The sequence below is a fragment of the Saccharopolyspora elongata genome (assembly GCF_004348985.1).
GTDB lineage: Bacteria > Actinomycetota > Actinomycetes > Mycobacteriales > Pseudonocardiaceae > Saccharopolyspora > Saccharopolyspora elongata.
Genome location: NZ_SMKW01000010.1, coordinates 76,130 through 92,452, shown reverse-complemented (window position 1 = coordinate 92,452; position 16,323 = coordinate 76,130). Strand labels below are relative to the sequence as shown.

Sequence of the window (16,323 nt, the reverse complement as noted above, 5' to 3'; positions counted from 1 at the left end):
GATCAGTGCGCGAAATCGCCGTGGCGGCGCAGGAATTCGGCGTTGTACCGGAGTGCCTCGACCGGCGCCCGGTCGGTGCTGAAGTCCTCGACGGACACCCAGCCGTCGTAGTCCGCGTCGGCGAGCACCCGCAGGAGCGCGGGCACGTCGAGCACTCCGTCGTCGATCGGTGTCCACCGCGGCCGCCAGACCCCGCCACGGTCGGGGCGGGTGAACGCGGCGTTCTTCACATGCACGTGCGCGAGGTGCGGGCCCAGCAGCTCCACGGCCATCCGGTGGTCCTCGTAGCCTTCGAGGACGAGGTTCCCGGCGTCGTAGATGACGCCCACGCAGTCCGGGTCGAAGCGCGACACCAGCCGTTCGGCCAGCGAAGCGCTCGGCGCGATGCTGCGCTGGTGGATCTCCAGCAGCCCGCGGACCCCGGTCCGCCGGGAAAGCCGCTCGACACCCGAGAAGAACTCGACGGCGCGGGCGAACAGGTCGCTGAACGGCTCGTCGTTGCGCCACGGCGTGCGAAGGCGGATCCACGGCGCGCCGCAAGCCCGGGCCAGCGCCATCCCGTGCGCCACGCCGTCGAGGTCGCCGGTGTCCACATAGGTGCCCAGCCCGATGATGTCGAGCTGAGCGGCTTCGCACAGCGCAGCCGCGCGGGCGACGGCGTCGTGCGTCGGTGCGACGCTGCACCGGTTGTTGGTGAAGAAGTCCGGCACCTCGGCGTCGCTGGGCGGAGTGCCGATGCGCCATTCGATTCCCGAATAGGTGGCGGCCTTCGCCTCGTTCACCGCCTGCTCCGGGGTCAGGTCGGGCAGGCAGATCGAGTACACGCCGAGCTTCATCGAAATTCCTCGTCTTGCGCTTGTTCGTGCGGCGCCGGACGGGCGCGCCGACTCATTAGAAGCCATCCCGCTGAGCCTGGTCCAAGTCCCAGTGCGTATCCCCAGTTATGCTCTCGCGCTATAACTGGGAGGCGACATGGATTTTCGGCAGCTGCGCTATTTCCTCGCGATCGCCGAGCATGGCTCGTTCAACAAGGCCGCCGCTCACCTCCTGGTCTCGCAGCCTTCGCTGACCCGGCAGATGGCAGCGCTCGAACGGCAACTCGGGCAGGCGCTGTTTGAACGGACGCCGCGCGGCGTGACGCTCACCGCAGCGGGTTCGGCGCTGCTCGGGCACGCCCGGCAGCTGCTCGCGCTGGAGCGGTCCACCCGGGACGTCGTCGCCGGGGCGCAGCCGCCGCGCGAGATCGTGGTGATCGGCGTGCCGCCGGGCGTCCCGGACGACTGGCTGGTGCGGCTCGTCGGCGAGCTCCAGCGGGAGGTGTCGCGCTGCGACCTGAACTACCGCGAAGCGGGCAGCACCGAGCAGCTCCTGCTGCTGCGGCAGGGCCGGCTCGACATCGGCATCGTGCACCAGGCGCCGCCGGCCGAGTACTACTCCAAGCTGCTGTGGCAGGAACCGCTCGGGGTCGCGGTCCGGCCGACGCACCCGCTGGCCGGCAACGACGACTGGCGGCTCGCCGACCTCGACGGGCTGCGGGTGCTGGTGCACTCCCGCGAGCAGGTGCCGACCCAGCAGGACAGCCTGACGGCCGCGGCCACCGCCGCGGACGTGCGCCCGCAGTGGATGTTCCAGCACTTCGTTGCGCACGCGCGGGCCTGCGCCGAGGCGGTGCGGGCCGACGCGGTGCTGGTGGGCAGGCACACCGCGGCGCAGCAGCTGCCCGACTGGCCGTGGCGGCGGTTGCGGGACCTGTCGCTGGCGATGACCACCTGGCTCGCGCGACCGGTTAACACCCGCACCGTCGTGCAGGACGTCGCCGACGCGTTGATCGGGATGGGCCGGTGATCAGGCCTCGGTGAAGACGATCCGCTCCGGCTCGACCGTCAGGCGGATGTTCTGGCGGCGGACCTCTACAAGGGTTTCCAGTTCGGTGGCGTGACCGTCCGGGACCGTGAACAGGCGGTCGTCGCGGGTGTCGAGGTACTCGGCGAAGCCGCCCAGCGACGCCCCGCCGGACTCCTCCAGTTCGAGGTAGTCGGCCAGTCGCCGGAACAGCTTCGGCAGCAGCACCGCTCCCTCCTGGAGCTGTTCGCGGGAGCGCACCCGCAGCCCTTCCAGCGTCGCGTCCGCCGCCCACACGCCCTGCTTCGCGTCCCGGGCGGCGATCGCGGCCTCGGCCATGCTCTGGCGCAGGTCGGGGAACAGCTTGGAGTAGAAGGTCGGGTACACCAGGCCAACGGTCAGCAGAGCGTGGTTCGCCGACGCCTGCAGGCCCTTCGGGTCCAGGTGGACCTCGCCGCCATCGGTGGAGCGGCCCGGTCGCCGGCCGGGGAAGGCGAAGGCCACCGCCCGGCCGTACTTGTCCGCGAACCGGGTCAGGATGTGGCCGGGCGCCTCTTCGGGGGTGCTCGCCGTGACCGCGCCGTTGTCGTTGCGCTCGAAAGCGGTGAAACCCAGGTGCCGCAGCAGCGCCTCCGAGGCGGCGTTCGCCAGTTCGGCCGGCTGGTGCCACATCTCGCTGCCGCGCGCTTGCGGCCGGTAATGCGTCTCCAGCGCGTCGATGCCCTCTAATCGGAGCTGGGCGCCGCCGCGCGAGTTCAGCCGCACGGACAGGCCCGCCTTGGCGAACGCCTTCGGGTCGGTGGGGTAGAAGCGGATCGAGTCGCCGTCGGGCGAGGCGCCGATGATCCGGAAAGTTCCTTTGATCAACGTGAAAGTCATGCTGATCACGGTATTGAAGGCGTCGTCCGCAGTGGACCTCTTCCACCCGGACAGCCCAGCCCCCGAGAGTCGCCTCACATCCGACGGTGCCGGCGGGAAGATCGCGCTGCGTGCCGGGCCGGGTGCGTAGCGCGATGAGGTTCCGCCGGTTGTCGGCTCGTCGGCGCGCCTCTCTAAGCTCTTCGGGTTGGGACTTTTCGGGAAGCAGAGGTGGCGGTCGCGTGACTGAGCGGTCCGTGCAGGTCACGCGTCGTGGGCTGGCGTCGAAATCGGCGCGCCGCTGGGCGGCTGTGCTGGGCCTGTTCTCCGCGCTGCTGGCGCTGGCGGTGCCGTTCCTGCCCGTCGAGCACGAAATCACGACGCTGCGGTGGCCGACCGCGCGGGGCACCGAACCGGTGTCGGCGCCGCTGGTCGGGCACGCGCCGCTGTGGCTCGCGGCAGAGGTGCCGTGCGCGGCGGCGCGCAGCCTGGACGCGCGCATCGACGGCCCCGGCGTGCTGGTCGCCACGAACGCGCCGTCGTCGGAGTACGGCGGGCTGACCGGGCTCACGCTGCAGGTCGACGGCGGGCAGGTCGCACTGTGGTCCAGGGGGCATCAGGCCGGCACCGCCGCGCTGCCCGCGGGCGACTGCTCGATCTCGGTGCGCTCGGACGCCGCCGGCATGCAGGCCGCGGTGGGCGGGGTCGCGCTGGCCGCCGTGCCCGGCGACATCCGGCCCCAGCTGACCGGCATCTACTCGCAGCTCGACGCGGTGGCCGACGACGTCCGCGGCCTGTCCTTCGAGGCGCGGGTGGACAACCGCTTCGCGACCCAGGCGACGCCGCTGAAGGTCGCCGTGATGGTGCTGGCCGTCCTGGCGTTCCTCGGCTCGATGGTGGCGTTGCGGCGCATGGAGGTCCGCCGCGCGCCCCGCTGGGCGCCCGAGCGGTGGTGGCGGCCGAAGGTCCGCGACGTGGTCGTCCTCGGTGCGCTGGGCGTGTGGTGGTTGATCGGCGCGATGACCGCCGACGACGGCTACATCCTGACCATGCTGCGTGCCTCCGACAGCGCCGGGTACGTCACCAACTACTTCCGCTGGTTCAGCAACCCGGAATCGCCGTTCGGCTGGTTCTACGAGCTCTACGCACTGTGGGTGCAGATCTCGCCCGCGACGCCGTGGGTGCGGTTGCCCGCGTTGTTCCTCGGCGTCGTCAGCTGGCTGCTCGTCAGCCGCGGCGTGCTGCCGCGGCTCGGGCAGCAGGTGCGCCGCAGCGAGTCCGCGGGCTGGGCCGCCGCCGCGGTGTTCCTGGCCTTCTGGCTGCCGTACAACAACGGCCTCCGCCCGGAACCGGTCGTCGTGGCGTTCTTCCTGCTCGCGCTGTGCGCGGTCGAACGCGCCGTGGCCACCCGGCGGCTGACGCCCGCCGCGCTCGGGCTGCTCGCGGCGGCGCTGGGCCTGGGGGCGAACCCGCACGGCATGGTCGCGATCCTGCCGTTCGTCGTGGCCGCCAAGCCGCTGCTCCGGCTGCTGTGGCAGCGGGTGCGGGAACGGGGCGCGCTGCCGGTGCTGGCTCCCGTCGCGGCGGCCGGGCTGGTGATCCTGGTCGGCGTCTTCTTCGACCAGACGCTGCAGTCCGTGCTGGATTCGGTGGCGCTGAAGACCAAGTTCGGGCCGAACGAGCAGTGGTTCGAGGAGCTCAGCCGCTACGACCGGCTGTTCGGGCCGTGGCCGGACGGGTCGCTGACGCGCCGGTTCCCCGTGCTGCTGCTCATCCTGTGCATCGTGGCCAGCGGCGTCGTGTTGCTGCGCCGCGGCAAGATCCGGGGCGCTGCGCTCGGCCCGAGCCGCCGCGTGCTGGCGGTCGCCGCGCTGAGCTTCGTGGTGCTGGCCATGACCCCGACGAAGCACACGCACCACTTCGGGATGCTCGCCGGGATCGGCGCGGTGGTGGCCGCGCTGACGGCGCTGGCGACGAGCGCGGCGGTGCTGCGGTCCCGGCGCAACAGGGCCGGGTTCTTCGCCGGCCTCATGGTCATCTGCGCGTTCTCGGTCACCGGCACGAACTCGTGGTGGTACGTCTCCGGCTGGGGCGTGCCGTGGTTCGACCGGGCGCCGAGCCTCGACGGGCGCAGCGCGAGCACGTACTTCCTGGCGGCCGCGGCGATCGCCGGCATCGTCGCCATGGTCGAGCACCTGCGGCACGACGAACTGCCGGTGATCACGCCGGAGGCGCGGCGGCGGGTGCTCAGCCTCGGCGCCGCCCCGCTGACGTTCACCTGCGCGATCCTGCTGGTCGGCGAGGTGGCGCTGTTCGCGGCGGGCATGCAGCGGCAGCGCGACGGTTACAGCCTCGGCGCGGACAACGTCAAGCAGCTCGCCGGTTCCAGCTGCGGGCTCTCCGACTACGTCGGCGTCGAGACCGATCCGCGCAGCGGCGTGCTGGCGCAGTCGCACATCCAGCCGCGGACCGAGAGCGCGGTGTCGGCGAGCCGCCGCACCGAGCAGAAGCCCGGCGACTACCTCGCCGCCACCGCAACGGGTTTCCACCGCTTCGGCTACCCGGAGGGCAAGCACTGGACCCCGCCGTTCGGGTTCGGCGGCGACGACGCGCCGGTGTGGGGCACCTACGCCGCCGACGGGCCGCTCACCGGCGAGCTGCGCACCCCGTGGTTCGACCTGCCCCCGCAGGCCACCAGCGGCGAGGCCCCGGTGGTGCTGTCCTTCGGCGGCGACGCGACGGGCGTGAACGCGCTCGGCGTCGAATGGGGCCGGGACACCCCGGAGGGCTTCGAGATCCTCGGCCGCGTCGACGTCGCCCAGCTCAGCGGCATGTGGTTCGACCGCCGGTTCGTCGTGAGCGACGCGACCAAGGTCCGGGTGGTGGCCGTGGACCGCAAGATCGATTCCGGCGGCTGGATCGCCGTCAGCGCGCCGCGCGTCCCGCGGCTGACCAGCATGACGCAGGTGGTCGGCGACGCGCCGACCTTCGTGGAGTGGACCGCCGCGCTGGTGCACCCGTGCCTGAACCTGGCGCGCCTGCACAACGGGGTCGCCGAGCTGCCGCGGTTCCGGGTGGCCGGCGGCGGGATCATGCGCGACATGGGCCAGAGCTGGTCGGCGCCGGGCGCCGGCGGTCCGTTCGGCTGGCTCAACGTGGCGGGCAGCGTGCGGACGATGCCGACCTACCTCAAGGGCGACCTGCATCGCGACTGGGGCACGCTGTACCTGGTGGACGCCTACGAGGTGGACGCGCTGCCGGCGGAGGCCGCGATGGAGGTCCACCGCGAAACGCATTGGGGGCTTTGGAGTCCGGGCCCGCTGACGAAGGCGGTGAAGCTGCCCGGCGGCGCGCCCAGCTCGACCGGGCGCACCGACATCCGCCCGCTCGAGGAGATTCCGGCCGGCGACGCCGCGTGAACGGCTGTGAGCATCGCCATTCCGGCGGGATAGCGGCGACCTAGATCGCTTAGGATCGCTAAACAACCAGTCGGAACCAGCCCGGAAGACGAAGCATGCCTCGCGCTCGAGAGCGGGTGGCCCGGCGCCGCCCGGCCGCCGTCATCGTCCACTGTGGAATTCGCGCGCACCGGGGAGCGGAGGCGTCGTGTCCGGTGTGATCCAGGGCTTCGGCGTCATCGCCGCCATCGTGCTGATCGGCTACCTGCTGGGCCGCGGCGAGCTGCTCGGCGAGAACGCGCGCGAGGCGCTGACCCGGTTGTCGTTCTACGTCGGAACTCCCGCGCTGCTGCTGCAAATGCTCTCGGAATCCGATGTCTCGATCATCTTCTCCACCCCGCTGCTGGTCAGCGCGCTGAGCACGTTCGCCGCGGCGGGCCTGTTCGTGCTGGTCGGCCTGCTGCGCAGGTGGAACATCCGGCGCACGACCATCGGCGCGCTGTGCTCCAGCTACGTCAACGCCGGCAACCTCGGCATCCCGATCGCCGTCTACGTGCTCGGCGACGCGAGCCTGATCGCGCCGGTGATGCTGTTCCAGCTGCTGGTCATGACGCCGATCGGGCTGACCGTGATCGACTTCTCGCAGGGCGGGGAGCGTTCCTCGGCCTGGCTGCGGATCCTCGCGCCGTTCCGCAACCCGATCGTCATCTGCTCGCTGATCGGCGTCGCGATCTCGTTGAGCGGCTGGCGGATTCCGCCCCCGGTGCTGGAGCCGATCACCCTGCTCGGGCACCTCTCCGTGCCGACGGTGCTGCTGGCGTTCGGCATCTCGTTGCGCGGCAGCTCGTTGCCCGCAGGCGGCGCGGAGCGCTGGCCGGTTCTGCTGTCGGTGGGCCTGAAGTCGGTGGTGCACCCGGTGATCGCCTGGGCGATCGGTGCGGGCCTGTTCGGGCTGGAGGGTGCGACGCTGTTCGCGGCGGTGGTGATCTCCGCGCTCCCGGCGGCGCAGAACCTCTTCGTCTACGCCTCGCGCTACAACGTGGGCGTGCGGCTGGCGCGCGAATCGATCCTGCTGTCCACGATCCTTTCGGTGCCGGTGCTTTTCGCCGTCACGGCACTGCTGGGCTGACGTGCCCGTGCGCCTCCGGGCGGCACCCCGGAGGCGCAGGGCCCCCTCGCCGGTCAGCCCACGTTGAGGTCGACGCAGGCGTAGAAGGCGTTGGCGGTGTCGGCGATGTTCCAGACGGCGAGCAGCTTCTGCCGGCCGCTCACCCCGCCGAGGTCGACGGTGTGGGAGAAGCGGTCCGGCGGCTGGGCGCCGTGGTCGTTGAACACCGCGACCCGGTTGCCGCCGATGAAGTACTCCCACGTCGAGGTGGAGTGGTTGGCGGTGATCGTCCAGTTGAAGTTCACCGTGTTGCCGACCTGCGTGGCCTTCCAGCCCTTGCTGTCGTCGTCGAGGTCGGCGAACCGGCCGTTCCCGCCGCTGCAGCTGGTCAGGCCCTTCGGGCCCTCGACGCTATGCGGCTCCCACTTGATCTCGCCGCAGGGCACCGTCCCGGCGGCGCACTGGGCCTGGCGGCTCGGCGGCGAGTCGATGTAGCCGTGCGCGCCGGCGGTGCTGGTGGGTATCGCCACCAGGAAGGGCGCGATCGCCGCGCCGACGGCAGCGGCGGCGAGCTTTCGCTTCGAGTTCATCTCGGCTCCTTGTCGATGCGGCCGGTGTTCCCGGCCGGCGGACCCCCCGAAATCCGGATCGGCGGTCGGCGGAGCGGCGCTCGGCGCCGGAGGAGCGGGAGGAGACCGGCCTGTCGACGACCGCCCATCGACTGGGCCTTCCCCGAGTGCAGTGTGGTCTGGACCATACTGAGGCGGTGGAATCCGGTCAACGCCTGCGAAAACAGTCACCGCGATGGACCAGGACCACTCCGAGAAGTGGTCCGCCATCGGGAATCGCGAAAATTGTCAGGGGTGCGCGGGAACATTCGGGTGTTCGCCGAAGTCGGGCCGTCGAGGGGGCGACCGGCATGAACCCGCAGCAGCACATCGCCAACGCCCGCACCGCGCTGGGCGCCGCCGATCTCGGCGCGGCCGGTGATCCGGTCGTCGTCCTCGCAGACCTGGCGGCGATCGCCGAACTCCTCGGCCGCCTGGCCGAACAGGCCCGCCGGGACCTGGCGAGCTGGGCGACCGTCAGCCCGCACCTGGCGCAGGCCGGAGATCACGCCGCCGCGCTGGCGCGCAGCCTGCAGCACGCGGGCGGCACCCTCGCCTACAACACGGCGCCGCCGCGCGCGGCGGCGCTCCTGCGAGGATGGGAGGCATGACAACTTCTGGTGCTACAGCGCGGCGTTTCGCCCAGGTCGACGTGTTCGCAGGCCCCGCCTACACCGGCAACCCGCTCGCGGTCGTGCTGGACGCGGAGGGCCTGAGCGACGACCTGATGCAGAGGTTCGCCAGGTGGACGAACCTCTCCGAAACGACGTTCCTACTGCCGCCGACCGAGTCCGGCGCCGACTACCGGGTGCGGATCTTCACGCCGTCCGGCGAGCTGCCCTTCGCCGGGCATCCCACCCTGGGCAGCTGCCATGCCTGGGCGAGCAGTCGCCCAGGACCCGTTCCGGACCGGATCGTCCAGGAGTGCGCCGCAGGACTCGTCGAGGTCAGCCGGACCGATGCCGGATACGCGTTCGCCGCCCCGCCGCTGCTGCGTTCCGGCCCGGTCGACGAGCGGCTTCATGACGAGCTGGCGAGCGCGCTGAGCCTTGCGCCTGAAGCGATTCGCGACGCGCAGTGGGTCGACAACGGGCCGGGATGGGTTGCCGTCCTGCTCGACAGCGCGAAGTCGGTCCTGGATGTTCCACTGCCCTCGGGAACGCACAAAATCGGCGTTGTCGGGCCGCATCCGCCGGGTGCGCCCTACGACTTCGAGGTGCGCGCCTTCTTCCCGGCGCCGAGCGGGGTGATCGAGGACCCTGTCACCGGCAGCCTGAACGCGGGGATCGCGCAGTGGCTGACCGGCACCGGGCGGGCTCCCGAGCACTACACCGCCCACCAGGGCACCGCGGTGGGCGCGGACGGCCGGGTCGTGATCGATCGCGACCCGGACGGCATCATCTGGGTCGGCGGCGCGGCCGTCACTCGCATCCAGGGCGAAGTGCGGCTCTGATCCCGCTGCGGCAACGGGAACCCCGATTGGCCACTGTGGACATCGATGTGCGTGAGGGGCGAATCCGGATGGCTCACCACGAGTAGTCCGCCCGCCGCGTAGGGTGGCCGGGTGGGTGATTTGTGGGATCCCGCCGGGGCTGGAGTGCTCCGGTTGCCGTCCGGCCGCCTCGTCAGGGGGCGCGGCCTGCGAAATCCACCGCCTTCCGGGGCGGCGCCGTCCTTCGGCGTCTACCTGCTCGGCAAGCCGCCGCCGGAGGTCGAGTGGGAGAGCCGCTGGCTGCGCTGGCCGGACTTCCGCCTGCCCGGCGACCGGGAGCAGGCGCGCGAGGTCCTGCGCGAAGCGTGGGACCGCGCCGATGCCGAGCGGGTGGAGCTCGCGTGTGCCGGCGGGCGCGGGCGGACCGGCACGGCGCTGGCCTGCCTAGCCGTCATCGACCGCGTCCCGGCGGGCGAGGCGGTCGCCTACGTCCGGGAGCACTACGACTCCCGCGCGGTCGAGACGCCCTGGCAGAAGCGCTACGTGGCCCGCTTCTCCGCCTGATCGATCAGCCGGGGTCCTCCTGCCGCGTCTCCGCGATGAGCTTCTCGCACAGTTCGAGGCAGACCCTGAGGACGTCGGCGGGCAGCTGGCCGCGGCCGGCGGCGAGCGCCAGCTCGTCCAGGAAGCCGACCAGCACGTACCTGTCGGCGGGCACGATCGGCGCGCGGCCGACCGCGCTCTCGGCCTGCTGCCTGCGGGCGTGGTGGCGGACCGACTCGGCGGCCCGCGCGATGCGGTCGTGGTCGGCGCGGCGCTGGTAGAGCTGTCGTTGCGTGGTCACCGCCTTCGGCCCCGCCTGGCCGGAGGTGATTGCGCAAGCAAGTACTCGAACACGCGTTCTAGTCTGGCAGGGTCGCCCCTTGATCGCATCTCGCCGCTGACCTGCGGCGAAGCGGGTCAGCGGAAGGTCACCGACGCCTCGGCCACCACCTCGTCCGGCTCGGTCCGCACGGTCATGTTCCCGTCCGGCCCGCCGCAGACCAGCACCGGATCGCCGGCGAACACCGGGCGCCGCAGCCGGTAGGCGATGCTCGCGATCTCCCGTTCCGGCTCCCGCTGCCGGGCCAGCTCGCTCATCAGCAGCACCAGGATCGGGCCGTGCACGACCAGGCCCGGGTACGCCTCGACGTCGCGTGCGTACGGCGCGTCGTAGTGGATGCGGTGCGAGTTCGCGGTCAGCGCGCTGAACCGAAACAGTCGCACCGGGTCGCCGGCGAAGGGCTGCTGCCATGCCGCGTCCGAGGTGGGCAGCGAGGTGGGGCGCGGCGCGCCCGGGCTCTTGGCGGCGCCTTCACCGCTGCGGTAGACGAAATCCTGCTCCTCGACGAACCGGACCTCGCCGTCCTGCCGGTACTCGCCGCGCACCGTCACGAACGCCATCTCGCCGGAACGGCCCTGCTTGACCACTACGTCGGACAACGACGACGTGCGCTCGGCCGGGACGCCCAGCCGCAGCGGGCCGGTGATCGTCAGGCGGCCGCCGGCGAACATCCGGCGCCGGTCGGGGATGGGCGGCAGGAAGTGGCCGCCGGCCGGATGCCCGTCCTGGCCGAGCTCGTCGTGCCGCGGCCAGCTCAGGAAGTGCACCCAATGCCAGAGCGGCGGCAGCGCCTCGGCGTCGGCGAACTCCGCCGGCGTCTCCAGCACCGCGGCCAGCGCCCGCGACGGCTCGGGTGACAGCGCGTCCGCCTCCGTCAGCGGCTCGGGTCGCCAGCCCTGCAGGTAGGTGTCGAGACCGGACACGGGTCCTCCTTCCGGTCCGGGCCTGTGCCGGCCCGGCCGCTGCGCTGATTGGGCCGTACAAACTGTGGGCAAGTCTGTGCCGACCGCCGCGTGGCGTCAACGTCGAGGTTGTGGAGTCGGCGGTGATTCCGCCAACAGGTCGCGGTTTCCGGCGAATGGCGGTAGGTCTTGACCGGGCGATGCATTTGGCCGTACAAAGGTTGGCGTCCGGCTGATCGACGTGGCGACGCCGCAGGGCGTGGCGCGCTGGCGGAAAGGTCCCAATGGCATCCATCGCTGAGTCCCTCGCGCAGTGGGCGGTTGAGCTCGAACCGGGCGCGGAGGATCTCGCGCTCGCCCAGCGCTCCCTCGTCGACACCGCCGCGGTCACCCTGGCCGCCCGGAACCACCCGCTGACCGGGATCGCGGCCGGGCTGCCGGACGCGGCGCGCTGGGCGGCCATCGGTCACGTGCTGGACTTCGACGACCTGCACATCGAGTCGACCACGCACATCAGCGTCGTGACCGTCCCGGTCGTGCTCGCCACCGGCGGCGACGCCCGGGCGTACCTGGCGGGGGCGGGCGTGATGGCGCGCCTGGGCAGCGCACTGGGCTGGTCGCACTACTCGGCCGGCTGGCACGCCACCTGCACGGCAGGCGCACCGGCCGCCGCGGTCGCGGCCGGAATCGCACTGGGCCTATCCACCGAGCAGCTGGCGACCGCGATGGCGCTGGCCGTCCCGGCCGCGGGCGGCGTGCAGAACGCCTTCGGCACCCACGGGAAGTCGCTGCAGGTCGGGTTCGCCGCGCAGGCCGGAGTCCGCGCGGCGGAGCTCGCGCAGGCGGGCGCGACGGCGGACCCGAGCGCGCTGGACGCCTGGTTGGAGCTGGTCGGCGGCACCGGCCGGCTGGACCTGGCGGGCCCGGCGGTGCCCGGCGGCCTGGCCATCAAGGTCTACCCCTGCTGCTACGCGATGCAGCGGCCGATCGCCGCGCTGCGCGACATCCGCCACAACATCCGGGGAGCGGTGCGCGGCGTGCGCGTCTGCACGCCGGAACCGACGGTCAAACCGCTGATCCACGACCGGCCCGGCACCGGCCTGGAGGGCAAGTTCAGCCTGCCCTACGCGGTGGCCACCGCCCTGCTCGACCACTACCCGGACTTCGCCGCGTTCACCGACGATGCCGTCAACCGGGAGAGCGCCCAGAGTCTGCTGCGGCAGGTCGAGGTGTCCTACACGCCGGGAGAGGAGGGCCTGCTCACCGGCGAGGTGGACATCGAGGTCGAACACGACGGGCCGGCCCTGCGAGTGAGCCTGGCGCAGCCGCCGGGCGCGCCGTCGCGGCCGCCGACCGAAGCGGAACTGCGCGAGAAGTTCACCGCGTGCGGCGAGGACGTGCCCGGACTGCTGGCGGCGGCGGACTGGAAGTCCGTCCGCGAGCTGCTGCAGCGGATTTTCCCGCGCACCGGCAACGTCGAGTGAGGATCGAGCACCACAAGGGAGCGATGCATTGAGCACATTGGACATCCTCAGCGCCGACGAGAAGCTCGCCGTGGAAACGGTGCGCGACTTCGTCGACAAGTCCGTCAAGCCCGTGGTGCAGGAGCTGGAGCACTCCAACACCTACCCGGAGGCCCTCATCGAGAAGATGAAGGAACTGGGTATCTTCGGGCTGGCGATCCCCGAGGAGTACGGCGGCACACCGGTTTCCACGCCCTGCTACGTGCTGATCGTCGAGGAGCTGGCCCGCGGCTGGATGAGCCTGGCCGGCGCGATGGGCGGTCACACCGTGGTGTCCAAGCTGCTGCTGAACTTCGGCACCGAGGAGCAGAAGCGCAAGTACCTGCCGAAGATGGCCACCGGCGAGATCCGCGCGACGATGGCGCTGACCGAGCCCGGCGGCGGCTCCGACCTGCAGGCGATGACCACCAACGCCCGGTGGGAGGGCGACGAGTACGCGGTCAACGGCGCCAAGACCTGGATCACCAACTCCCGCCGGTCCCAGCTGATCGCGCTGATGTGCAAGACCGACCCGGCCGCGAAGCCCGGCCACAAGGGCATTTCGATCCTCCTCGTCGAGCACGGCCCGGGCCTGACCGTCTCCCGCGACCTGCCCAAGCTCGGCTACAAGGGCGTGGAGAGCTGCGAGCTGTCCTTCGAGGACTACCGCGCACCGGCCTCGGCGCTGCTGGGCACCGAGGAGGGCCGGGGCTTCGCGCAGATGATGAAGGGCCTGGAGACCGGCCGCATCCAGGTCGCCTCCCGCGCGCTCGGCGTGGGCAAGGCGGCCCTGGAGGACGCGCTGCGCTACGCCCAGGAGAGGGAGAGCTTCGGCAAGCCGATCTGGCAGCACCAGTCGGTGGGCAACTACCTGGCGGACATGGCCACCAAGCTCACCGCCGCCCGCCAGCTCACCCTGCACGCAGCCCGGGAGTACGACGCGGGCCGCCGGGTGGACATGGAGGCGGGCATGGCCAAGCTGTTCGCCTCGGAGGTGGCCATGGAGATCGCGCTGAACGCGGTGCGCATCCACGGCGGCTACGGCTATTCCACGGAATTCGACGTGGAGCGGTACTTCCGCGACGCGCCGCTGATGATCGTCGGCGAGGGCACCAACGAGATCCAGCGCAACGTCATCGCGGCGCAGCTGGTCAAACGCGGCGGCCTCGACGCCTGACGCTGGCGCCCCGCGGGGCTCGTGAGTGCTCGCTCCGGTAAGAACCGGAACGAGCACTCACGAGCTTCCGCTACGGTCATGGGCGACAAGCCGGGAGGTGAAGATGGCACAGCGGACCGATGGCCGGGAGAGCGCGTACCTGCGCCTGGCGCGGGAGCTGCGGGCGGCGATCCTGCAGCACGACTACCCCGAGGGCAAACGGCTGCCCACCGAGGCGGAGCTCGCCGAGACGCACCGCGTCAGCAGGCAGACGGTCCGCCGCGCCTTCCAGGACCTCGTTGCCGAGGGCATGGTCTACCGGATCCCGGGGCGAGGCACCTTCGCGGCGCCGCGGGAAGAGCAGTACCTGCGCCAGTTCGGCTCCATCGACGACCTGATGGGCCTGTCGATCGACACCACGATGGAGCTGATCACCCCACTGCGCCAGCAGGTCGACCTGGACGCGGCGGGCCGCCTGCGGCTGCAGTCCGACCGGGTGCACACCCTGGAGTTCCGGCGGCTGCACGACGACGTGCCGTTCTGCCTGACGACGGTGTTCCTGCCGCCGGCGGTGGGCAAGCTCGTCGAATCGGTGCCGGAGCTGACCGAGCCCGGTGCGCGCAGCGGCGTGACGATCATCGGGCTGCTCGACGACCGGCTGACCGACCCGATCGCGGAGGCCGAGCAGAGCATCACGGTGGGCTTGGCGACCCCGGAGATCGCCGAACACCTCGGCTGCGAGCAGCAGCGGCCGCTGCTGCGGATCGACCGCATGTACCAGTCGACGACGGGCCAGCCCGTCGAGCTGGCGGTCAGCTACTTCCTGCCGGAGCACTACTCCTACCGGGTCCGCCTCCGCCGCAACGTCCGCTGAGTGCCCTCGGCACCCAGCGGACTGCGCGCACCGGGTTCAGCCGCGCGGCGTTCGGCCCGCGGCCGTCATGATCCCGGCGACCGACGGATCATCGCCGAAGGCGTCGGCCGGCAACGTCGTGTTGTCGGCCAGCGCCACGCCTTCCGGGGGTTCGCCGGGGTCGGCGTCCCAGAAGTTGCCGATGAACGCGACGTGCTCCAGCGGCGGCGACATCTCCAGCGCGATCGGGCTGGCGGCCCGGTGGACGACGTTGCCCTGCACGGTGACCCAGGCGGCGCCGTAGTCGGTGTAGAGGCCGAAGTTGTAAGACGTGATCGTGTCGCGCACGACGTTGCCGCGTATCAGCGCCCCGTCGGCGTGCGAACTGCCCTGGCTTCCCGATATGTAGATGCCGCCGCCGTCGGCCAGGACCTTCATCGTGTCGTGCACCAGGTTGTTCAGCACCTGCGTGCCATGCCCCTCGTAGACCACGATGCCCGCGTGCGGTGCGTCGTTGACCTGGTTGTGCGCGATGACCGTGTCCCGGGTGCCCGACAGCAGAACGGCCGGCGAACCGCTGTAGTCCTGTCCGATGTGGTGGATGTGGTTGTTCTCGATCCGGTGGCCGCGGGCGCCCTCGCCGATCACCAGGCCGCCGCCTGCCACCTCGTCGATCACGCTGTCCCGCAACGCGTTTCCGTCGCCGGCACCGCGGAATTCCAGCGCGACCGCGCCCAGCCTCGTGAACCGGCAGCCTTCCAGCACGACCCGCGAGGAGTTCTCGAAGACCACGTTGCCGGGCATGGCCGTGGCGTCGCCGGGGACGACGACCTGCCCTTGACCGTCGGCGAAGACGATCGTGTGGAGTGGGCCGCCGTCGTGGTAGCCGTTGCCGTGGTAGTGCAGGAAGCCCTCCGGCGAGCTCGGGCGCAGCCACGTCGCATCGGCGAAGGTGATGCCGCGGAAGGCGATGTCGTGCACATCTCGGGCGTGCAGCAGGGTTTCCAGCACCGGGGCCACCACGGCGTCGTCGAGTTCCTCGCCGGGCCGCGGCAGGTAGTGCAGGACTCCATCGGCGAGCGCGAAGGAGCCCTCGGTCAGGAACGCGGGGCTGTTCTCGGCCGAGGTCGGGCTGTCGAGCCCGTTCTGCTCGCCGGCGTTCGGGTCGTCCCAGGTGATGACCGAGCGGTACAGCTGCGCCGCCCAAGCGAAAGCGGGCTGTGCCATGGTGATCGTGGTCGATTGCTCGTCACCCGAGATCCGCGACGCCTGGCAGCGGGCTTCGGACCAGGGGTAGGCGCCCCGGTAGACGAACTCGACCTGACCCTGCCAGGAACGGGGCGCGGGATCTGCGATGACGTAGCCGGTCTCGGTCCTGACCAGGCCTTGGTCGATCGCGATGGCCGCCCGCGGCGCGCGGCGCCCGGCCACGTAGAGCTGGCGGGTCGCCAATCCGGGGACCGCTGCCCGGCACACACCGTCATCGTCCTGCCGCCAGCCGTTGATCTGCCGGCCGCCGCTGATCACGACCTCTTCCTGCGCTCCGGTGCCGTATCCGAACGCCTGGTAGACGACCCCAGAATCGGCGGCCGAGAGCGAGAACGTTCCGGTGAGGCGGTAGGTGCCCGCCCGGAGGTTGACCACGGAGCCCGGCTCCGCCGCCGCGCGGGCCCGGTCCAGTGTGGCGAACGGGCGCTCGATCGTGCCCGGGCCGGAGTCGTCACCAGAAGGATCAACGAAGATCATCAACATGCCTCTCTTGTGTATGGCATACACTTCGG

General features: G+C 71.4%; 15 protein-coding genes. 9 read left to right on the top strand and 6 right to left on the bottom strand.

Annotation, left to right across the window (positions count from 1 at the left end):
• Positions 1–2: 2 nt before the first annotated feature.
• Positions 3–836 carry a sugar phosphate isomerase/epimerase family protein gene (locus E1288_RS10520; RefSeq protein ID WP_132483757.1) on the bottom strand — a complete coding sequence of 278 codons (834 nt, stop codon included), beginning with the start codon at positions 834–836 and terminating at the stop codon, positions 3–5.
• 136 nt (positions 837–972) lie between these two features.
• Here E1288_RS10520 and E1288_RS10515 point away from each other — a divergent pair, with 136 nt between their 5' ends.
• On the top strand, positions 973–1,845 hold the full coding sequence (locus E1288_RS10515) for a LysR family transcriptional regulator (protein ID WP_132483755.1): 873 nt from the start codon (positions 973–975) through the stop codon (positions 1,843–1,845).
• Here the strand turns inward: E1288_RS10515 and E1288_RS10510 are convergent, their stop codons facing one another.
• Positions 1,846–2,721, bottom strand: a complete 876-nt coding sequence (locus tag E1288_RS10510) for a nuclease (RefSeq protein WP_132483753.1) — start codon at positions 2,719–2,721, stop codon at positions 1,846–1,848. It abuts the gene before it with no gap.
• A 221-nt stretch (positions 2,722–2,942) separates the two neighbouring features.
• Here E1288_RS10510 and E1288_RS10505 point away from each other — a divergent pair, with 221 nt between their 5' ends.
• Positions 2,943–6,119, top strand: coding sequence for an arabinosyltransferase domain-containing protein (locus tag E1288_RS10505; protein ID WP_235883468.1), 3,177 nt, complete (start codon positions 2,943–2,945; stop codon positions 6,117–6,119).
• Positions 6,120–6,306: 187 nt separating this feature from the next.
• A complete protein-coding gene (locus tag E1288_RS10500; RefSeq protein WP_132483749.1) occupies positions 6,307–7,227 on the top strand; it encodes an AEC family transporter in 921 nt (306 codons plus the stop codon).
• A gap of 53 nt (positions 7,228–7,280) precedes the next feature.
• On the opposite strand, the gene E1288_RS10495 is transcribed toward E1288_RS10500, so the two are convergent.
• On the bottom strand, positions 7,281–7,796 hold the full coding sequence (locus E1288_RS10495; RefSeq protein ID WP_132483747.1) for a lytic polysaccharide monooxygenase auxiliary activity family 9 protein: 516 nt from the start codon (positions 7,794–7,796) through the stop codon (positions 7,281–7,283).
• Positions 7,797–8,125: 329 nt separating this feature from the next.
• Here E1288_RS10495 and E1288_RS10490 point away from each other — a divergent pair, with 329 nt between their 5' ends.
• The 3 genes from E1288_RS10490 (at position 8,126) to E1288_RS10480 (ending at position 9,810) form a co-directional block, all read left to right on the top strand.
• Positions 8,126–8,425, top strand: a complete 300-nt coding sequence (locus E1288_RS10490; RefSeq protein WP_207954285.1) for a hypothetical protein — start codon at positions 8,126–8,128, stop codon at positions 8,423–8,425.
• A complete protein-coding gene (locus E1288_RS10485) occupies positions 8,422–9,267 on the top strand; it encodes a PhzF family phenazine biosynthesis protein (protein WP_132483745.1) in 846 nt (281 codons plus the stop codon). Before E1288_RS10490 ends, E1288_RS10485 begins: the two co-directional genes overlap by 4 nt.
• A 111-nt stretch (positions 9,268–9,378) precedes the next feature.
• On the top strand, positions 9,379–9,810 hold the full coding sequence (locus E1288_RS10480) for a protein-tyrosine phosphatase family protein (protein WP_132483743.1): 432 nt from the start codon (positions 9,379–9,381) through the stop codon (positions 9,808–9,810).
• Positions 9,811–9,814: 4 nt separating this feature from the next.
• Here the strand turns inward: E1288_RS10480 and E1288_RS10475 are convergent, their stop codons facing one another.
• Positions 9,815–10,090, bottom strand: coding sequence for a hypothetical protein (locus tag E1288_RS10475; protein WP_132483741.1), 276 nt, complete (start codon positions 10,088–10,090; stop codon positions 9,815–9,817).
• Positions 10,091–10,206: 116 nt separating this feature from the next.
• A complete protein-coding gene (locus E1288_RS10470; protein WP_132483739.1) occupies positions 10,207–11,052 on the bottom strand; it encodes an FAS1-like dehydratase domain-containing protein in 846 nt (281 codons plus the stop codon).
• Between the two features lie 263 nt (positions 11,053–11,315).
• Here E1288_RS10470 and E1288_RS10465 point away from each other — a divergent pair, with 263 nt between their 5' ends.
• The 3 genes from E1288_RS10465 to E1288_RS10455 all read left to right on the top strand — a co-directional run bounded on the left by E1288_RS10465 (position 11,316) and on the right by E1288_RS10455 (position 14,563).
• The gene (locus E1288_RS10465; RefSeq protein WP_132483737.1) at positions 11,316–12,515 is read left to right on the top strand and encodes an MmgE/PrpD family protein; all 1,200 of its coding nucleotides are present in this window, start codon (positions 11,316–11,318) and stop codon (positions 12,513–12,515) included.
• A gap of 28 nt (positions 12,516–12,543) precedes the next feature.
• On the top strand, positions 12,544–13,710 hold the full coding sequence (locus tag E1288_RS10460) for an acyl-CoA dehydrogenase family protein (protein ID WP_132483735.1): 1,167 nt from the start codon (positions 12,544–12,546) through the stop codon (positions 13,708–13,710).
• Positions 13,711–13,813: 103 nt separating this feature from the next.
• Positions 13,814–14,563 (top strand): GntR family transcriptional regulator, encoded by a 750-nt coding sequence (locus tag E1288_RS10455; RefSeq protein WP_132483733.1) that lies wholly within the window; start codon positions 13,814–13,816, stop codon positions 14,561–14,563.
• Positions 14,564–14,599: 36 nt separating this feature from the next.
• On the opposite strand, the gene E1288_RS10450 is transcribed toward E1288_RS10455, so the two are convergent.
• Entirely contained in the window at positions 14,600–16,288 is a 1,689-nt protein-coding gene (locus tag E1288_RS10450; protein ID WP_235883467.1) for a right-handed parallel beta-helix repeat-containing protein, read from the bottom strand.
• Positions 16,289–16,323: the final 35 nt, after the last annotated feature.

Excerpts from the sequence above, each read along its gene's own strand:
- E1288_RS10490 (WP_207954285.1), top strand. The coding sequence starts at position 8,126 with ATGAACCCGCAGCAGCACATCGCCAACGCCCGCACCGCGCTGGGCGCC.
- E1288_RS10495 (WP_132483747.1), bottom strand. The coding sequence starts at position 7,796 with ATGAACTCGAAGCGAAAGCTCGCCGCCGCTGCCGTCGGCGCGGCGATC.
- E1288_RS10510 (WP_132483753.1), bottom strand. The coding sequence starts at position 2,721 with ATGACTTTCACGTTGATCAAAGGAACTTTCCGGATCATCGGCGCCTCG.
- E1288_RS10520 (WP_132483757.1), bottom strand. The coding sequence starts at position 836 with ATGAAGCTCGGCGTGTACTCGATCTGCCTGCCCGACCTGACCCCGGAG.
- E1288_RS10455 (WP_132483733.1), top strand. The coding sequence starts at position 13,814 with ATGGCACAGCGGACCGATGGCCGGGAGAGCGCGTACCTGCGCCTGGCG.
- E1288_RS10515 (WP_132483755.1), top strand. The coding sequence starts at position 973 with ATGGATTTTCGGCAGCTGCGCTATTTCCTCGCGATCGCCGAGCATGGC.
- E1288_RS10450 (WP_235883467.1), bottom strand. The coding sequence starts at position 16,288 with ATGATCTTCGTTGATCCTTCTGGTGACGACTCCGGCCCGGGCACGATC.
- E1288_RS10485 (WP_132483745.1), top strand. The coding sequence starts at position 8,422 with ATGACAACTTCTGGTGCTACAGCGCGGCGTTTCGCCCAGGTCGACGTG.
- E1288_RS10465 (WP_132483737.1), top strand. The coding sequence starts at position 11,316 with ATGGCATCCATCGCTGAGTCCCTCGCGCAGTGGGCGGTTGAGCTCGAA.